Annotated in this window: 16 protein-coding genes; 5 read left to right on the forward strand and 11 right to left on the reverse strand. The window is 67.0% G+C overall.

Going from position 1 to position 17157, the window contains the following annotated elements; translation table 11 throughout:
* Positions 1-10: 10 nt before the first annotated feature.
* The gene (locus IB255_RS04570) at positions 11-1030 is read right to left on the reverse strand and encodes a Glu/Leu/Phe/Val dehydrogenase family protein (protein WP_192209832.1); all 1020 of its coding nucleotides are present in this window, start codon (positions 1028-1030) and stop codon (positions 11-13) included.
* A gap of 155 nt (positions 1031-1185) precedes the next feature.
* On the opposite strand from IB255_RS04570, the gene IB255_RS04575 reads away from it, so the two are divergent.
* Complete coding sequence (locus tag IB255_RS04575; protein ID WP_081516232.1) at positions 1186-1995, forward strand: SirB1 family protein; 810 nt, start codon at positions 1186-1188, stop codon at positions 1993-1995.
* Between the two features lie 10 nt (positions 1996-2005).
* On the opposite strand, the gene IB255_RS04580 is transcribed toward IB255_RS04575, so the two are convergent.
* The 3 genes from IB255_RS04580 to IB255_RS04590 all read right to left on the reverse strand — a co-directional run bounded on the left by IB255_RS04580 (position 2006) and on the right by IB255_RS04590 (position 7947).
* Positions 2006-4549, reverse strand: coding sequence for a LuxR C-terminal-related transcriptional regulator (locus IB255_RS04580; protein WP_081516233.1), 2544 nt, complete (start codon positions 4547-4549; stop codon positions 2006-2008).
* A 193-nt stretch (positions 4550-4742) separates the two neighbouring features.
* Positions 4743-6113 (reverse strand): DUF1329 domain-containing protein, encoded by a 1371-nt coding sequence (locus IB255_RS04585; protein WP_081516234.1) that lies wholly within the window; start codon positions 6111-6113, stop codon positions 4743-4745.
* A gap of 22 nt (positions 6114-6135) precedes the next feature.
* The gene (locus IB255_RS04590) at positions 6136-7947 is read right to left on the reverse strand and encodes a DUF1302 domain-containing protein (protein ID WP_081516235.1); all 1812 of its coding nucleotides are present in this window, start codon (positions 7945-7947) and stop codon (positions 6136-6138) included.
* A 241-nt stretch (positions 7948-8188) separates the two neighbouring features.
* On the opposite strand from IB255_RS04590, the gene IB255_RS04595 reads away from it, so the two are divergent.
* From IB255_RS04595 to IB255_RS04605, 3 genes are all read left to right on the forward strand, one after another.
* Positions 8189-9004, forward strand: coding sequence for an AraC family transcriptional regulator (locus tag IB255_RS04595; RefSeq protein WP_081516236.1), 816 nt, complete (start codon positions 8189-8191; stop codon positions 9002-9004).
* A gap of 113 nt (positions 9005-9117) precedes the next feature.
* Positions 9118-10539: an NAD(P)/FAD-dependent oxidoreductase gene (locus tag IB255_RS04600; RefSeq protein ID WP_081516237.1), complete on the forward strand. Its 1422-nt coding sequence runs from the start codon at positions 9118-9120 to the stop codon at positions 10537-10539.
* Between the two features lie 59 nt (positions 10540-10598).
* Positions 10599-10946, forward strand: coding sequence for a cupin domain-containing protein (locus IB255_RS04605; RefSeq protein WP_081516238.1), 348 nt, complete (start codon positions 10599-10601; stop codon positions 10944-10946).
* Between the two features lie 41 nt (positions 10947-10987).
* Here the strand turns inward: IB255_RS04605 and IB255_RS04610 are convergent, their stop codons facing one another.
* The 5 genes from IB255_RS04610 to IB255_RS04630 all read right to left on the reverse strand — a co-directional run bounded on the left by IB255_RS04610 (position 10988) and on the right by IB255_RS04630 (position 14958).
* Positions 10988-11755 carry a crotonase/enoyl-CoA hydratase family protein gene (locus tag IB255_RS04610; protein ID WP_081516239.1) on the reverse strand — a complete coding sequence of 256 codons (768 nt, stop codon included), beginning with the start codon at positions 11753-11755 and terminating at the stop codon, positions 10988-10990.
* Positions 11756-11880: 125 nt separating this feature from the next.
* Positions 11881-12792: an SDR family oxidoreductase gene (locus tag IB255_RS04615; protein ID WP_081516240.1), complete on the reverse strand. Its 912-nt coding sequence runs from the start codon at positions 12790-12792 to the stop codon at positions 11881-11883.
* 112 nt (positions 12793-12904) lie between these two features.
* Entirely contained in the window at positions 12905-13198 is a 294-nt protein-coding gene (locus tag IB255_RS04620; protein WP_081516241.1) for a hypothetical protein, read from the reverse strand.
* A gap of 99 nt (positions 13199-13297) precedes the next feature.
* Entirely contained in the window at positions 13298-14176 is an 879-nt protein-coding gene (locus tag IB255_RS04625; protein ID WP_081516242.1) for an alpha/beta fold hydrolase, read from the reverse strand.
* Positions 14176-14958, reverse strand: a complete 783-nt coding sequence (locus tag IB255_RS04630) for a class II aldolase/adducin family protein (RefSeq protein ID WP_081516243.1) — start codon at positions 14956-14958, stop codon at positions 14176-14178. Before IB255_RS04630 ends, IB255_RS04625 begins: the two co-directional genes overlap by 1 nt.
* A gap of 421 nt (positions 14959-15379) precedes the next feature.
* Between IB255_RS04630 and IB255_RS04635 the strand changes: the two genes are divergently transcribed.
* On the forward strand, positions 15380-16093 hold the full coding sequence (locus IB255_RS04635; protein WP_230986095.1) for a WbqC family protein: 714 nt from the start codon (positions 15380-15382) through the stop codon (positions 16091-16093).
* Positions 16094-16100: 7 nt separating this feature from the next.
* On the opposite strand, the gene IB255_RS04640 is transcribed toward IB255_RS04635, so the two are convergent.
* Together IB255_RS04640 and IB255_RS04645 are read right to left on the reverse strand one after the other, a co-directional pair.
* Positions 16101-16787, reverse strand: coding sequence for an LrgB family protein (locus IB255_RS04640; RefSeq protein WP_045210845.1), 687 nt, complete (start codon positions 16785-16787; stop codon positions 16101-16103).
* On the reverse strand, positions 16774-17151 hold the full coding sequence (locus tag IB255_RS04645; RefSeq protein ID WP_081516245.1) for a CidA/LrgA family protein: 378 nt from the start codon (positions 17149-17151) through the stop codon (positions 16774-16776). The genes IB255_RS04640 and IB255_RS04645 overlap by 14 nt, the downstream gene beginning before the upstream one ends.
* Between the last annotated feature and the right edge of the window lie 6 nt (positions 17152-17157).

A 17157-nucleotide genomic window follows, 5' to 3' on the forward strand; every position in this document is an offset into this window, starting at 1 on the left:
TTCGGTCCGCCTACCCGTAGAGAATCCGTTCGGCCAGCATATCGGCGATGCGCGCCGGTGAACGGTGATCGGCCTGGGCGTGGGCGTAGACCTCGGTCAGGCGTTCGGCGATGCGTGACAGGTGCGCGGTAATGGTCGGCAGGGACTCGCCCTGGTGTTGCAGCGCGACGTAGATCAGCCCGCCGGAGTTGATCACGTAGTCCGGCGCGTAAAGGATGCCCCTTCCCTCCAGCTCGTCAGCGACCTCCGGGTGCGACAGCTGGTTATTGGCCGCCCCGGCCACGGCAGCACAGCGCAGGTGGCCGACCACATGCGATGTCAGCACACCGCCCAGCCCGCACGGAGCGAGGATGTCGCACGGCGTCGTGAGCAGTGCTTCGTTGGGCACCGGCCGGGCGCCCAGTTGCTCGACGGCAAGCTGTACCTTGCCGGCGTCGATATCGCTGACCAGCAATTCAGCCCCCGCGGCCGACAGGTGTTCGGCCAGCGCGTAGCCCACATTGCCCAGGCCCTGGATCGCCACGCGCAGGCTGTCCAGGTCATCGCTACCCAGTCGTGCCTGGGCACTGGCGCGGATGCCGGCGAATACGCCGAGGGCGGTGTGCGGTGACGGATCGCCGCCACTGGTGGTGCTGGTGACGTGGCGGGTGAACTGGGCGATGCAGTCCATGTCGGCACTGGAAGTACCGCTGTCCACCGCCGTGATGTACGCGCCACCCAGGGAATCGATCGCGCGGCCGAAGGCCTCGAACAGCTCGCCACGGTTGTTGACGTGCGGGGCGCGCAGGATCACCGCCTTGCCGCCGCCCTGGCGCAGGCCGGCCAGCGCCGCCTTGTAGCTCATGCCCTGGGCCAGGCGCGCGGCATCGCGCAGTGCGGCATCGTCGCTGGGGTAGGGCAAATAGCGGCAACCACCCAGCGCAGGGCCGAGGCGGGAGTTGTGGATGGCGATGATGGCCTTGAGTCCCGTGGCCGGGTCCTGGAAGAGATGCAGCGACTCGAGCCGGGTGGCTTCCATCATGTCGAACATGGCGGCGCTCCCTTGCTGGGGGTGGACGGCGGTCCGAAGGCGGACCCTCTTCAGTATAGGCAGCGCCTGTCACAACACCTTCACGGGCGACGACTGCACCACTGGACGAGTGCCCGGCGCTCCGGTTACAACCGCAGGGTCAGCCGGAGAACGCCATGGACCCGCGTCAAGCCTGCCTTGCCTGTCTTGCCCAGGACCCGCCCGCCCTGTTCGAAGCGGCCCTGTGGATCGCCGCCGAGCACGAACCGCACCTGCCGCCGGACCAGGCGCTGCGGTGGTTCGACTCGCTCGCGCACCAGGTCGCGGTGGCCCTGCCGCAGGGCACCGGCGATGCCGAGCGCGCGCAGTTCCTGCTGCGCCGGCTGAGCGAGCTGGGCTTCGCCGAGGACGACGAGTACCCGCTGCACCCGCGTGCCGCCCTGCTCCCCCAGGTACTGCAGCGCCGCCATGGCCAGCCACTGTCGCTGGCGCTGATCGCACTGGAGATGGCTCGGCGCAACGGCATCACGCTGGTCGGGGTGAACTTCCCCGGACGTTTCCTGCTGCGCGTGCCCGGTGCCGACCACCTGCTCGACCCCGCCACCGGCCGCCGTCTCTACACCCGCGACTGCCGTGATCTGCTGGCGCGCCAGATGGGCATCAACACCGAGCTATCCGCCGAGCACCTGCGCACAGCCAGCGCCGCCGACATGCTGCAGCGCCTGTCGCGCAATCTGCGCCAGCTGCACCTGGCCGCCGGGGAACCGCTGGCGGCACTCAAGGATGCCCAGCGCGTTTTGGAATTGGGGCCGCCCAGCGCCAGCGATCACCTCGCCCGCGCCGACCTCTACCACGTGCTGGATTGCCCGCAGGCGGAGCGCTACGACCTGGAGCGCGCCATGCTGCTCAGCGACGACGCCGCCGAGCAGATGCGCCTGGCCCAGCGCCTGGCCGAGATCAGCGTGCCGCCCAAGGCGCTGCACTGATATTCACGGGTCAGACCTTCAGCAGGCCCAGCTCTTTTGCCCGCGCGACCGCCTGGGTGCGCCGCTCCACGCCGAGCTTGCCGTTGATCCGGCGTGCGTGGGTCTTCACCGTGTGCAGGGAGATGTACAGCCGCTCGCCGATTTCCAGGTTGGAACAGCCGCGGGCGATCAGCTCCAGCACCGAGAGTTCGCGCAGGCTCAGCAGGTTGTGCGGTGCCATCTCGCCGGCATGCGGGCGCAGGCCGAACAGGCCGGGCTGGCGGCGCTGGGTGTCGCGCAGCGTCGAGAGCAGCCCGAAGCGCTGGGCCAGGGATACCCCCTGATCCAGCGCGCTGCGCGCTTCGTCCAGGCTGCCGGCGATGAAGTGCGCTTCGGCCAGCGCCAGCCAGACGTCGCAGGCCAGGGTGTTGCGGCCCTGGCGCAGCAGGTCCGGCAGCATCGCCAGCAGGCGCTGCAGGGCGGCGTCAACGTCGCCGTCATAGAGTTCGGCCAGGGCCAGGTGATGTTCGACCCGCAGTATCTGGTCAGGCGCCGCCGCGGGCGGGCTGAGGCGGTCGGCGCGATAGCGCGAGGCCACGCGCTGCAGGACTTCCCGCGCCGGCCCCGCCCGGTTCTGGCGCAGGTTCAGCGCGCCGCTGGCGAGCAGCAGCGGGCCGCGATAGATGGGCTCGGGGACGTGTTGCAGTTGCATCAGCCGCTCGACTTCCAGCAGGCGGCTGAAAGCGCCATCGGTGTCGCCGTCCAGCGCATCGAGCCAGGCCATGCCGGTAAAACCGTAGATCGAGCTCGGATCGTGGCTGCGGCGAGTTTCGTTGAGGCCGGCGATGAACAGCTCGCGGGCCTCTTCGTCACGCCCCTGGCGCAGGCATAGCCAGCCACGACGCAGCGCGACGCGGCCGGCCATGGCATTGCAGGTGATGCGCATCTCGTCGAGGTATTCCTGCACCCGCGCCAGCAGCGCATCGGCGCGCTGCAGCTCGCCGCGCTGCTCCAGCCACTGGGCGCGGTCCAGCTCCAGCAGCGCTTCGAAGGTGGTGCTGCCTTGCAGGCGAGCGCGCCGCAGCGCTTCGCGGTTGATCAGCCGGGCCTCGGCCAGGCGCCCTTCGGCCTGGGCCTGCTGGGTCAGAGCGGACAGGCAGATCAGCGTCTGCGACCAGGCTTCCTCCGGCAGGTGCTGCAAGGCCTCGCGCAGTTGCTCGCGGGAGCCGGGCAGGCCGCGCGCGTGGGTGAGCATGCCGTTCAGCCCTTGCCACTGGGCGACCAGCGCGCGCTGACGGTGTTCGCCGGGCATCGGCAGGAAGCGGTCAAAGCCCGTCAGCAGCGCTTCCACATCATCCAGGCGGCCGACGAACAACAGCGTCCAGGCGTTGAGGATGAGCAGGCGTGGCGTGCTGCACAGCAGTTCCTCGGGCAGCGACTCGCGCAGTTGCAGCACACGCTCGACGTTGCGCCCATGCAGCAGCTGCTCTTCGGTGAGGCGTTGCAGCAGGCTGGCGGAAACGTCCGGCTGCTCGGCGTACAGGGAATGCTCGAATGCCGAGTGGATTTCCCCGCCCTGGGTGAACCACTGGCAGGCGCGCCGGTGCAGGGTCGCCGCCGGCCAGCGCGACAGGCTCGCCAGCGCCGACGCCACCATGGGCGCCACCTGGAACCAGTGCTGGGTATTGTCCACTGCCTCGATCAGCACGCCCCAGGCTTGCAGGCCGTCCAGGCCGAGACCGGGCTCATCGAACAGGTAATCACAGAGTTCGCGGTTGAAACGGGCGATCTGCGCCAGGCCGCAGAGGGTTTCCGCCAGCTCGGCCGGCAGGCTCGCGAGGACTTCGCGCTGCAGGTAGTCCTGCAGCAGGCCGTTGCCGGTCTCGGCCACCTGGGTGGCGCAGGGCGCGATAGGTTCGGCCCCCAGGCTGAGCAGGCGCAGGCGCACACCGGCGAACCAGCCATGGGTGGCGTCCTGCAGGGCCTGGCGCTGGGCCTGCGGCCATTCCAGGCCGGCGGTCTGCAGGTAGGCATCAAGCTCGCACTGGGTCAGCGCCAGGGTGCTGGCGGCCAGCTCCAGCAGCTCGCCTTCGAGCAGCAGGCGGGTGAGGTTGCAGGCTGGGCGACGGCGGCTGGCCAGCCACCAGCCGATCTGCGGCGAGGCCACGGCGAGCAGACGGTCGAAGCAGTCGTCGAGGGCGGAATCGGGGGCGCGCGGATAGTCGTCGAGCATCAGCCAGACCGGCTCGCTGGCGTTTTCCAGCCAGGCCGCCAGGGCCGCTTCGCCCGACCAGGGCACGCCCAGCGCCTCGCCCAGGCGTTCGCAGAACTGTTCGGGCTCGAGCGCTCGACCGCCCAGGCCCAGCCAGACCACGCGGGTGCCGGCTGGCGCCAGGCGCGCGCACTCGCTCATCAGCACCGTCTTGCCGCAACCAGGCGGCGCCACCAGCAAGCGCAGGCGGCACTCGGTGGCGCTCAGGCTGGCATGCAGCCGTTCGCGGGGCAGGTGCTGGCGGGGCAGGCGAGGCAGCGCCGCACCGTGCTGTGCAAGACTGTGCAGGGCGATTGTCGACATGGGCTTCTTCCGGCCATTTGCAGGCCAGACTATGCCGCCGGGCGAAGCGGGCAAAGGACCATCAGCCAGATTCATGGGACGGTATAGCGCAGGCCGCCCCCGGGCCGGAACAGAGGCCGCGCGCCTTGCCGACGACAAAAAAAGAAACCCGGCATCCACGTGGGATGCCGGGGCCAAGGAGCGGAGTGTTACTTCAGCGCACGCCAGTGTTGCGCAGTGCCGCCGGGGTGAAGTCGGCCATGCTGGCCTTGTTGCCGAACTGGTAGCCGCGCTTCTCTTCGTTGTTCAGGCCGAAGGTCACGTAGCGGCCGGCGAGGATGTCGTACAGCGACTCGGCGGCGTAGCCGGTGGCGAGTTCGGTGTAGAAGGTCATCTCGTGGCCTTCGCCGACGCGCCACAGCTGGCCGCGACCGTCATACAACTCGGACACCGCGATCTGCCAGCTGTCCTCGTCGAGGTAGAAGTGGCGCTGACCGTAGATGTTGCGCTCGCCGGACTTCAGGGTGCCCACGACTTCCCACACACGGTGCAGTTCGTAACGGGTCAGGTCCTGGTTGATGTGGCCCGGCTTGACGATGTCGTCGTACTTGAGCTCCGGCGAGTTCAGGTGGTAGCTGTTGTACGGGATGTACATCTCGCGCTTGCCCACCAGTTTCCAGTCGTAACGGTCCGGGGCGCCGGAGAACATGTCGTAGTTGTCCGAGGTGCGCAGGCCGTCCGAGGCGGTGCCCGGGCCGTCGTACGCTACCTGCGGGGCGCGGCGCACGCGGCGCTGGCCGGCGTTGTAGATCCACGCCAGGCGCGGCTCCTTCACCTGGTCCAGGGTCTCGTGCACCAGCAGGACGTTACCGGCCAGACGCGCCGGAGCCGTTACCTGCTGCTTGAAGTAGGTGAGGATGTTGCCGGTCTTGCTGACATCCTGGTCACCCATGTTCTGCGGCACCGCGATCGATTCCTCGAAGCGGATCGGCGTGTAGCTGCCGTTGGTCTGCGGCACGACCTGCACCACCGAGCGGGAGATGTTGCCGCCGTGGTAACGGGTCAGGTGGTTCCACAGCGCCTGCACACCGTTCTGGGGCAGCGGGAAGGCGTAGTAGCGGCTCTTCTCGAAGTTCTCCAGGCCGTTGCCGTCGTTGATCGGCTGGACGAACTCGGCGCTGCGCTTGATGGCGGCGTAGATGTCGTCAGGCAGCGCGAAGGTGCGGTGGGTCTTGTACACCGGAATCTTGTAGGTATCCGGGTAGCGCTTGAACATCGCCAGTTGGCCGGCGGAGAGCTTGTCCTTGTACTGGTCGACGTTCTGCGCGGTGATGGTGAACAGCGGCTTCTCGTCGGCGAACGGGTTGGAGAGGAAGCCCTTGGCGTCCAGCTTGCCAGCGGTGCGGGAGATGCCGCCGGTCCAGGCCGGGATGCTGCCGTCGGCGTTGCCTTCCTTCTGCGAGCCCATGGGCGTCAGGCTGGTGCCCAGCTTGGCCACTTCGTCGGCGGACACCGCCGCCATTACGCCGCAGGACAGCAGGCTCAGGGCCAGCGCGCCGCATTGGAGGATTCTTGTCGTTCTCATGTCGATTCCTTGAGCAGGCAGGTCAGAAGTTCACGCCGAAGCTGAGCGAAACGAAGTCACGGTCGACGATGGTGTTGTAATCGCCGCCGAAGAAGTTCGTGTAGTTCAGGCTCGCGGTGTAGGTGTTCTGGTAGTCCGCATCCAGACCAACGCTGGCGGCCTTGCTGCCCTCGTTGAAGACCGGGCCGTAGCCGTGCACGTCGTGGGACCAGGCGAGGTTCGGCTTGAGGTTCACCCCGGCGAAGACGTTGTTGTAGTCCCAGATGGCCCGGGCGCGGTAACCCCAGGAAGACGAGGTGTAGAAGCCGCCGCTGCCGTACTCGTTACGCGCGGTGGCATTCTCCGGGACGCCGTAGACCGAGTCGCGACCGTAGCGCTCGCCGACTTCGTTGGTCATGCCGCCGACATAGGTCATGCCGACTTCGCCCACCAGGGTTACGCGGTCCGCGCCCATGGTCTGGTCGAAGAAGTGGGTGAAGGTGGTCTGCGCCTGGGTCACTTCCTTGCGGATGTAGCCGTGGCTGATCCGGTTGGCCTGGGCCAGCGCGCCGGCCGCGCCACCGCTAGTGAATCCGCCGACCACGGTGGTGGCGAGCAGCGGCGTCATGTCGGTGGTATTGAGCTGCAGCGGCATGTTCGGCCGGTAGCTGATTTCGCCGTTCCACGCGGTACCGGTGGGCAGGGTGGTGGAGAAGCTCAGACCGTACAGGCGAATGTCTTCCGGGTACTCCAGGAAGTAGTTGCCACGCCCCAGCAGCAGCGGCTGGGCCAGCGCAGCGCCACCGGGCACGGAGAGCGCGCGCAGGACGTTGCCGATGTCGGCGGTGCCGGCGTTCTTCATGCTCACGATCGGCGTACGGCTGTGGTAGTTCATGGCATAGGCGCCGTACTCCACGTCGTCACCCAGCCAGCGCAGGGCCAGGCCCCACTGACCGGAGTCACGTGCGTCACGATCGGCGCCGCGCGGCACCATCAGACCCTCGGGGGTCACGGTGACACCCAGGGAGTTGAGCAGGGCCTTGGTCGCCGGCGCGTTCAGCGAGTTGACGGTGGCCGGGTCGAGGATGTTGTAGTTGGTGTTGCAGCCGTCAGCGGCGACGTCGGTGGTGGAGAAGAAGGTGCCGCAGTTGTCGAGCACCGTCTGGTCCCACTCCAGCTGGTAGAAGCCTTCCACGGACAGCGCGTCGGTCACGCTCTGCGACATGTACAGCATGTTCACCGGGATCAGGCCTTCCTTGATTTCCGAACCGGGTCGGCGGAAGGCGGAGACGTCGATCGGGTTGATGCTGTTGATGCTGTTGCCGATGAAGGTGCTTTCACCCCAGCTCACCACCTGCTTGCCCAGGCGCACGGTGCCCGGCATGTCGGCGATGGCGTAGTTGTAGTAGCCGAAGGCGTCGAGCAGCTGCGCCCCGGAAGACTTGGCGCCTTCCTTGCGGCCGTCGTCGGAAAGATCCTTGAAGGCTACGCCTTCGTCCTTCAGGCGGAAGTCATACCAGTACTTGCCACGGGTGAAGACGCCGAAGTCCCCGTACTTCAGCTCCAGGTCGTGGATACCCTTGAAGATCTTCGAGAAGGTGTGGCCCTTGCGGAAGTTCTGCCGGCCGTCGTCGTTGGTCTGGGTCATGCCGTGGCCGCCGTTGGCGGCACCGATCAGATCCTGCTTCGGACTCTGGGTACTCCAGCTGGCCCCCACGGACAGGCTGGAATCGAACTGTCCTTCGATCTCCCCGATGTTGAAGTTGATTGCCTGAGCCTGGGTGGCGCATCCCAGGGCGACAGCAGTGGCGAGAAGTTGCGGTTGGAAGAATCCGCGCCTTGTTTTTGTTGTCATGCGGCTCTCCTGACGGTGTCTAGGTGGCCTTACCCTACTGAGCGACCTGACAGGGAGTAAGCGCTCCAAGGTGGTATTTGGCGTGTCGCCCGAAAGAGTGAATCCCCCCTCTGGGACGGGCTCCGGCGGGCGATATTGGCGCAGGCGATGACGGATCATCGAGACGATGGATAGTGCCTTGCGCCCGACAGGTGCTTTGCCACTACCCGAGAAGCGCTGTCTGGGGCATCCTTAGCTTCCTATGCAAGCCATCGACCAACGCCCGACCGACAGTCACCTGACCGAGCAGACCCGCGAGGTGGTGCTGCGCTACCACCAGTGCTGGAAGCATCGCGACCTCGAAGCGGTGCTCGCGCTGTATCACCCACAGGTGCAGTACAACGACTTCTTCCAGAACCGCACGCTGGGCTACACCGACCTGCGCGACTACGTGCAGGGCACCATGCCCAGCCGCCCGGAAGAGTTCCTCGACCACATCGACCGCATCCGCGTGGACGGCGACACCGCCTTCATCCAGTACCGCATCGCGGTCACCCTGAGCGGCCGCCTGGCGACCTTCCATTCCAGCGAGGCGATCACCGTGCGCGAAGGCCTGATCTGGCGCATCAACGAATACGCCTCGGTGGTGCGCGAAGGCGGCGAAAGCCGTCCGCAGGCCATCGACCCGCGTCCGGCCACCAGCCGCCTGGGCCTCTCGCCGCGCCAGCTCAGCCAGTTGGCCAGCGACCTGGAAGACTATTTCAGCAAGAGCCAGCCATACCTTGCGCCGGACCTGGACCTGACCCAGGTGGCCACCGCCACCGGCTACACGCGCAACCAGATTTCCTACCTGCTCAACCAGGTGATGGGGCTGAGCTTCTACCAGTACGTCAACCAGACGCGCCTGACCCACCTGCTCAGCCAGCTGCGCCCGCCGCTGCCTTCGCGCATCGACGAACTGGCCTTCTCCGCCGGCTTCAACTCGCTGTCGGCCTTCTATCGCTGCTTCCGCCAGCAGACCGGCCAGTCCCCCCGCGAGTACCTCAAGCGCCTGCGCGAGGAACAGCAGGAGGCCTGATGCGCCCCTGCCGGCGGGTACGCGAGCAATCCTCGCGTACCCGCGCGCACGACAGAACCCCGCGCCAAATCTAGGCTTGCCGACATTCCCCCTTCTTCCTTTCGGAGTCGTCTATGTCGGCATGGCGTCATATCAGTCTGTGGATGAACCAGCTGGACGATGATCTCGTCCCGCGGCCGTCCCTGCAGGGCACCCTGGACGTCGATGTGGCCATCGCCGGCGCCGGTTATACCGGCCTGTGGACCGCCTACTACCTGAAGCTGCGCGCACCGCAGCTGAAGATCGCCATCGTCGAGGCCGAGACCGCCGGCTTCGGCGCTTCGGGCCGCAACGGCGGCTGGCTGATGGGCAACATGCTCGGCGAGGATCGCCTGCTCGCCGGCCTGTCGCCCGAGCAGCGCCGCGCGTCCTACGACCTGCTGCACGACATCCCCGATGAAGTGGCCCGCGTGCTCGACCGCGAAGGCATCGACTGCGACTACCGCAAGGCCGGCGTGCTCTACACCGCCGCGCGCTACCCGGAGCAGGAAACCCGCCTGCGCGAATACCTCGCCCACCTGCACGCCGAAGGCCTGACCGAGGACGACTACCGCTGGCTGAGCAAGAGCGAGCTGGACGAGCAGCTGCGCATTCCCAGCTCGCTGGGCGCCATCCACACCCCGCACTGCGCCACCATCGACCCGGCCAAGCTGGTCCGTGGCCTGGCCCGCGCGGTGGAACGCCAGGGTACGCAGATTTTCGAGAAGAGCCGCGTCACCCACTGGGCGCCCGGCCTGCTGCGCACCGACCGGGGAGAGCTGAAGGCTCACTGGGTGGTGCCGGCCATCGAAGGCTACGCCGCCGACCTGCCGCCGCTGGGCAATTACCAACTGCCGGTACAGAGCCTGCTGGTGGCCACCGAGCCGCTACCCGAATCGGTATGGGCCGAAATCGGCCTCGACAAGGGCCAGGCCTTCAGCGAATTCAGCCGCCAGGTCACCTACGGCCAGCGCACCCCGGACAACCGACTGGCCTTCGGCGCCCGCGGCGGCTACCGCTTCGGCGGCAAGCTGCGCAACGACTTCAGCCTGACCGAGGATGAAGTCGGCCTGCGCCGCTACCTGTTCAGCGAACTGTTCCCGCAACTCAAGGACGTGCGCATCACCCACACCTGGGGCGGCAACCTGGGCATGTCGCGGCGCTTCCACCCGCACATGCTGATCGACCGCCGCAACGGCATCGCCCTCGCCGGCGGCTACGGTGGCGAAGGCGTCGGCGCCACCAACCTGGGCGGCCGCACCCTCGCCGACCTGATCCTCGGCCAGGACAGCGCCCTCACCCGCCAGCCCTGGGTCATCAATGATCGCAGCGTGCAGGACGGCCTGCGCGGCTGGGAACCCGAACCCTGCCGCTGGCTGGGCTACAACGCCATCATCCGCAGCTTCGTGCACGAGGACGATGTGCTGGCCAACCCCCACAGCGCGCCCTGGCGCCGCCGGCTGGCCGAGAAAGTCGCCGCCAGCATGGAAAACCTGATGACCTGGAAGGTCGGCTGACACGCTGGCCTGCTTGCGAACAGTCAGCCCCGAATAGAAAGCCCACTGGAGCCCCCCGTATGAAACTGACCCACCTGAAGAACACCCTGCACGCCGAACTCGGTGAAGCCAACCCGGTTGCCGTGCCCCTGGGCGAGCCGATTTCGGAAACCCGCGTGGAATCCATCGAGCGCACCGACCGCGTGGAAACCGGCATCTGGGAATGCACCCCCGGCCGCTGGCGCCGCCAGATCGTCGAGCAGGAGTTCTGCCACTTCATCGCCGGTCGCGGCACCTTCACTCCGGACGGCGGCGAGCCGATCGCCTTCCAGGCAGGCGACGCCTTCCTGCTGCCACAGAACAGCCTGGGCATCTGGGACATCCAGGAAACCACGCGCAAGACCTATGTGATCATCGAGCGCGACTGATCAAAGCAAAGCGGAGGCGCAAGGCCTCCGCTTTTCTCTTTCTAGAAGCGGCCGTGCCGCCCTTCCCCGCCAGCGAAACGCTTCGCCCCGTCCACCGTCTCGCCGCTTTCGATCACCGCCATCCCGCCCTGGAATTCATTGGCCAGCGCCACGTCGAACGACAGCTCCCATTGCGCGAACACGCTCGCCCGGTCGGCCAGCATGCACAACTGCGGAAACTCGGCGATCTCCCGCGCCAGCTCCTCGGCTGACTCCAGCGCCTGCCCGCTGGGCACCACGCGATTGGCCAGGCCCATGGCCAACGCCTCCTGCGCGCCCACCGGGCGACCGGTGAGGATCAGGTCCAGCGCCCGTCCCTGACCGACGATGCGCGGCAAGCGCACCGTGCCGCCGTCAATCAGCGGCACGCCGAAGCGACGGCAGAACACCCCACACACCGCGTCCTCGGCCATCACTCGCAAATCCGCCAGCAGCGCCAGTTCCAGCCCGCCGGCCACGGCGTAGCCCTCGATGGCGGCGATCAGTGGTTTGGACAGCTGCATGCGGCTCGGCCCCATGGGCCCATCGCCTTCCATTTCCAGGCGGTTGCGCCGCTCGCCATCCTCGGCCACCGCCGCCAGATCGGCGCCCGCGCAGAAGGTCCCGCCGGCGCCGGTGAGCACGGCGACACGGGCTTCCTCATCCTGCTCGAAGTCGCGCAGGGCATCGGCCAGCGCCTGGGCGGTCGGCAGGTCCACGGCGTTGCGCACCGCAGGGCGGGCGATGACCAGGGTGGTCACCGGTCCGTTCTTCTGGATTATCACGCTCATGGCGAACTCCTCGGGCCTGGAAGCGGAAAAGCAAAAGGGCCGGCATTGAGCCGGCCCTTTCACCTTACTGCGTTCGCCGCCGTGGAACAGCCCTGCTGGCCGTTCCACCGGTCAGGCTGGCCGGATCAACCGGCGTATTTCTGCAGGTTGGCCATCATCTCGCGCAGCGCTTCGACGTTGTCCTTGGGATGTGCAGCGTTCTCGAAGTCGCAGATCTGCGCGAAGTTGGCCGCCACGTCCTCGACGCTGAAACCTTCGCGCGGGTCAAAGCCCACGCCCAGGCTGCGCTCCCAGCGCACCTTGCCGATCCAGCCGCCGCCGACTTCGAACAGGCCGGAGGTTTCCTGGCAGGCTTCGCTGCCCAGGTACACCACCAGCGGGCTGACCAGTTCGGGCTTGAGCGCCTCGAACACCTGCGGCGGGATCAGGCCTTCGGTCATGCGGGTGCCGCCGGTGGGGGCGATGGCGTTGACGAAGATGTTGTTCTTGCGGCCTTCGATGGCGAGGTTGCGGGTCAGGCCGTAGAGACCCAGCTTGGCCATGCCGTAGTTGCTCTGGCCGAAGTTGCCGTAGATGCCGGAGGTGGACGAGGTGAAGATCACCCGGCCGTAGCCCTGCTCGCGCATGAACGGCCACGCGGCGCGGGTCACCTTGTAGGCGCCTTCGACGTGGACCTTGTAGACCAGGTCCCAGTCGGCGTCTTCCATCTTGTGGAAGGTCTTGTCGCGCAGGATGCCGGCGTTGTTCACCACCACATCGATGCGGCCGAATTCCTCGACGGCCTGGCGGACGATCTTCTCGCCGTCGGTCACCGAGTCATGGTTGGCGATGGCAGTGCCGCCGGCTTCGCGGATTTCCGCGACCACGCGATCGGCAGCCGAGGCGTTGGCGCCTTCGCCATGGGTGCTGCCGCCCAGGTCGTTCACCACCACCTTGGCGCCGTGCTTGGCAAACAGCAGGGCGTGGGCGCGGCCGATACCGCCACCGGCTCCGGTAACGATCACGACTTTTCCGTCGAAACGCAGGGCATCACTCATGATTGGGGCTCCAGGCAGGATGGTTTTTTCTGGAGTGTCCGGTAGTCACGATCCGGTCACAACCAAGACGACCCAGGCTGAATGGTGCTCGATAAGGCCAGGGGATGATCGGTCAGCGCATCGGCAGGTTCAGCTCCGAGCGCGGGCCGAGCTTGAACAGCCACCAGTCGTACTCGCTCCAGAACAGCAGCAGGCCGAAGGCCGGCAGCAGCGCCAGCGCGCCGAAGGCGGCGGGCACCCAGTCCTGCGTGAGCCAGGCGTAGTAGCCACCGGCTGCGCAGATTCCGACCAGCACCAGCAGCACCGGAATGGCGACGAAGACGAAGTCACGGCGCAGGTGCAGCAGCGCCCGGTACAGCAACGAACCCTGCGGCTGGCGGACGGGAATGACGGATCTGAGTGGCATGGCAGCGACCTCCGGCTGGACAAAGCCGGGGAAGCTACCGCTGCCACGCAGGGCCGATCTATCAGTCAGTTCCGAATCTACAGGTGGATCGGTCCGTAGCTACGGCGCCCTTTCCTGTCGGAACGACAGATAGTGCTGTAGCACCAGTTCCGGCGCCTCGACCTGCGGGTAGTGGCCGATGCCGGGCAGTTCGACGGTGTCCGGCCGCGGGATCAACTCCCGGTAGCGAACCACCATGTGCGCGCCGGAGATCGGGTCTTCCGGACCGTCGATCAGGCGCAGCGGCACCGCCGTGCGCTGCATCGCGCCGACCCAGCGTTCGCGGTGCTGGCGGCGGTCGAGGATGTAGTGGATCAGCCGGTGCATGACGCGCGGCCCGTCGTTATGGCGGATCAGCTCCCAGAACGCATCCAGTTCTGCTTCGGACGGCTGGGTCTGCGGACCGAACACCTTGGCGAAGTTCTGCGCCAGGCGCTTGCGGTCGAACAGCCGGCCGAACAGGGCGCCGAACGGGCCGAGCAGCAGCTTCTGCGAGAGCACCGCGCGGTGGGTCTCCGGGAACAGCCCGCCGTTGAGGAAGGCCAGCGAGGCCAGGGCGAACCCGCCCTTCTCGTGCCGCGCGAGCAGCTCCTGGCCGACGCTGTTGCCGTAGTCGTGCACCAGCAGGTGCACCGGCTCGCGCACGCCCAGATGCTCCAGCAGCGCCTGTTGCAGGTCGGCCTGTTCGAGGATGCGGTAGTCGTGGCCCCTGGGTTTGGCGGAATCGCCGAAGCCGAGCATGTCGCAGGCGATCAGCCGGTAGCGCTCGGCCAGCGGTTGCCAGAGGTAGTGCCAGTCCCAGGAAGCGGTGGGGAAACCGTGGACCAGCAGCAGCGGAGCGCCGCTGCCGGCGCTCCAGTAACGTATCTGCTGCCCACGGAAGGTGAAGTCACTGCCCTGCGCGCGCCAGTCGCGCAGGGCGATGCCGGCCAGCGCCATCAGTCGCGGTAGCCGGGGTTCTGCAGGTCCAGCTTGCGCAGCAGTGCCGGCCACGCCAGCGCGCCACCCATGCCCTGTTTGCTCTTGGTCACGGCGGCGGCCATAGCGCGGGCGCCATCGAGGATCGGCTGCGGGATCATGATCAGCTCGGCGCCGCCACCCTGGGCCAGCACCTGGATTTCGCAGGCGCGCTGCAGGGTGAACATCATCAGGAAGGTATCGGCGATGGTGCCCGAGCAGGTCAGCAGGCCGTGGTTGGGCAGGATCATGAAGTTGGCTTCGCCCAGGTCCGCCTGCAGGCGCGCCTTCTCGTCATGGTTCAGCGCCACGCCCTCATAGCCGTGATAGGCCAGGCTGGAGAGGACGAACAGCGACTGCTGGGAAATCGGCAGCAGGCCCTGCTTCTGCGCGGAGACGGCGATGCCGGCGGCGGTGTGGGTGTGCAGCACGCACTCGACATCGTGGCGCACGTCGTGGATCGCGCTGTGGATGGTGTAGCCCGCCGGGTTGATGTCGTAGGGGCTGTCCATCAGCTTCTTGCCCGAGGCGTCCACTTTCACCAGGCTCGACGCCGTGATCTCGTGGAACATCATGCCGTAGGGGTTGATCAGGAAGTCCTCGGTGCCGGGAACCTTGGCCGAGATGTGGGTGAAGATCAGGTCGTCCCAACCCTGCAGGGCGATCAGCCGGTAACAGGCGGCGAGGTCGACGCGGGTCTGCCATTCGGCGGCGGAAACCTGGTCCTTGACGTTCACGGTGGGCAGCGGATGAGCGGCGTGCATGGTCGGTAGCCTCTTCGTTGTTGTTGTTCGATGGCGCAGTCTAGTCAGCGCGGCAACCTGGCGACTGTCACGGAACTGACAGTTTCATCTGGCAGCGTCTGGCGAATGTTCCCCTATAAGCGCAGGCGGATAACTCGGCTTGCGTCAGCGGTTTGCCCACCTATAGTGGCGGTAGTCGCTGCCAGCGGCGCCTGATCGACCCGGCGCCCGGCGACTCCCTCCAAAAGCGCCATCCAGACAGTGCGGCAGCCAGCTCGCAGGTCAGGGCTGGCGGAAGCGTGCCCGATTTCCATCCCTGCCCCGGCGTCCTTTGCGGCGTCTCCGAGTCATCTGGAAACATTTCGCAATATCTTTCGCAACATTCCTCAGTAGTACCCGGGAGTCGGGAGGAGACTCCAGTTCGGCCAACGAGGCAGCCGACGTGAAACGAACCGCCATCATGCAGCCCTACTTCTTCCCGTACCTGGGCTACTTCAGCCTGATCAAGCACACCGACCTGTTCGTCCTGTTCGATACCGTGCAGTACATCCACCACGGCTGGATCGAGCGCAACCGCATCCTCAATCACCAGGCCGGCTGGTCGTACATCCGCGTGCCGCGGATCAAGCACCACCGCCAGACGCTGATCAAGGACGTGCGCCTGGACAACCGCCAGGACTGGCGGCGCAGCCTGTTCTCCCAGCTGGACGTGTACCGCAAGGTTGCGCCCTATTACCGCGACGTGCGGGAAATGATCGCCGCATCCCTGGACCATCCGTTCGAGGACATCGTCTCGCTGAACAAGACCACCCTGGAGGCCACCTGCGCCTACCTCGGCTTCCCCCGGAAGATGCCGGTGCTGTCGCACATGGAGCTGCCGATGGAGCAACCGACAGCGCCGGACGAGTGGGCGCTGAACATCTGCAAGGCGCTGGGCGGCGTGGAGGAGTACTGGAACCCGCCGGGCGGGCAGAGCTTCTTCGACCGTGGCAAGTACGAGGCCGCCGGGCTGACCCTGCGCTTCCAGGAGCCGAAGCTCACGCCCTATGAGCAGAAGCGCCCGACCTTCGAGGCGGGCTTGTCGATCATCGACGTGATGATGTTCAACTCCCCCACCGAAACCTCACAGATGCTCGATGCCTACGAACTGAGCTGAATGCCCTTTACAGGCACCAGACCAGAACCGGCGCCAGCAGCAGGTTGAACAGCCCGGTCAGGACCATCAGCAGGCCGGCCGCCGAACCCTCTTCACCGCCGAACTCGTAGGCCCGGCTGGTGCCCGCGCCATGGGCGCCGACGCCCAGCAGCGCGCCACGGGCCAGGGCAGAGCGCAGGTGCAGCATCTTCATCAGCACGCCACCGATCAGCGCGCCGAACACCCCGGTGATCATGACGAAGGCCGCAGTCAGCGCCGGTACACCGCCCAGGTCGTGGGACATTTCCATGGCGAAGGGCGTGGTGATCGAGCGCGGGATCAGCGACAGGGTCACCTGGCCGTCCAGCGCCAGCGCGTGGGCGAGCGCCCAGGAGCTACCGATGGCCATGGTCGAGCCAGCCAGCATGCCGGTCAGCAACGCCGGCCAGTGGCGGGCGAGCAAGGCACGCTGCTGCCAGATCGGGATGGCGAAGGCCACGGTGGCCGGGCCGAGCAGCGCCACCAGCCAGCTGGTGTCACGGGCGTAGTCGGCGTAACGGGCCTGCAGCGGAATCGCCAGGGCGAACAGCAGCACCGGCACGAAGACGATGGGCGACAGCCAGTACTGCTGGAAACGGCGGTAGAGGGTACGGCTGAGCAGGTAACCGCCCAGGGTCACGGCCAACCAGAACAGGGCTTGCTTATCGAGGCTCATGGCGCGAACTCCTGTTGCACATCCATTCCACCGCCAGGGCGGTGGAGAGCATCACCATCACAGTGCTGGCAGTGATCACCAGCAGAATCTTCCAGCCCTCGCTGCGCAGCAGCGGGCCATAGTCGAGCAGGCTCATCAGCGCGGGGATGAAGAACAGCAGCATCTCCGCCAGCAGCAGGCCGGCGCCGCCCTGCAGCAGGGCCGGGCGGATGGCCCCACAGGCGAACAGCACCAGCAGCAGTGCCAGGCCGATCACCCCGCCCGGCAGCGGCAGGCCGGTGAGCGTGGCGATCCAGCCGCCCACCCACCAGAAGGCGGCGAGTACGGCGAGTTCGAAAATCAGGCGGGCGGCGCGGCGGAACATGGCGGC

It is taken from the genome of Pseudomonas sp. PDM22 (assembly GCF_014851965.1).
Taxonomy (GTDB): Bacteria; Pseudomonadota; Gammaproteobacteria; order Pseudomonadales; family Pseudomonadaceae; genus Pseudomonas.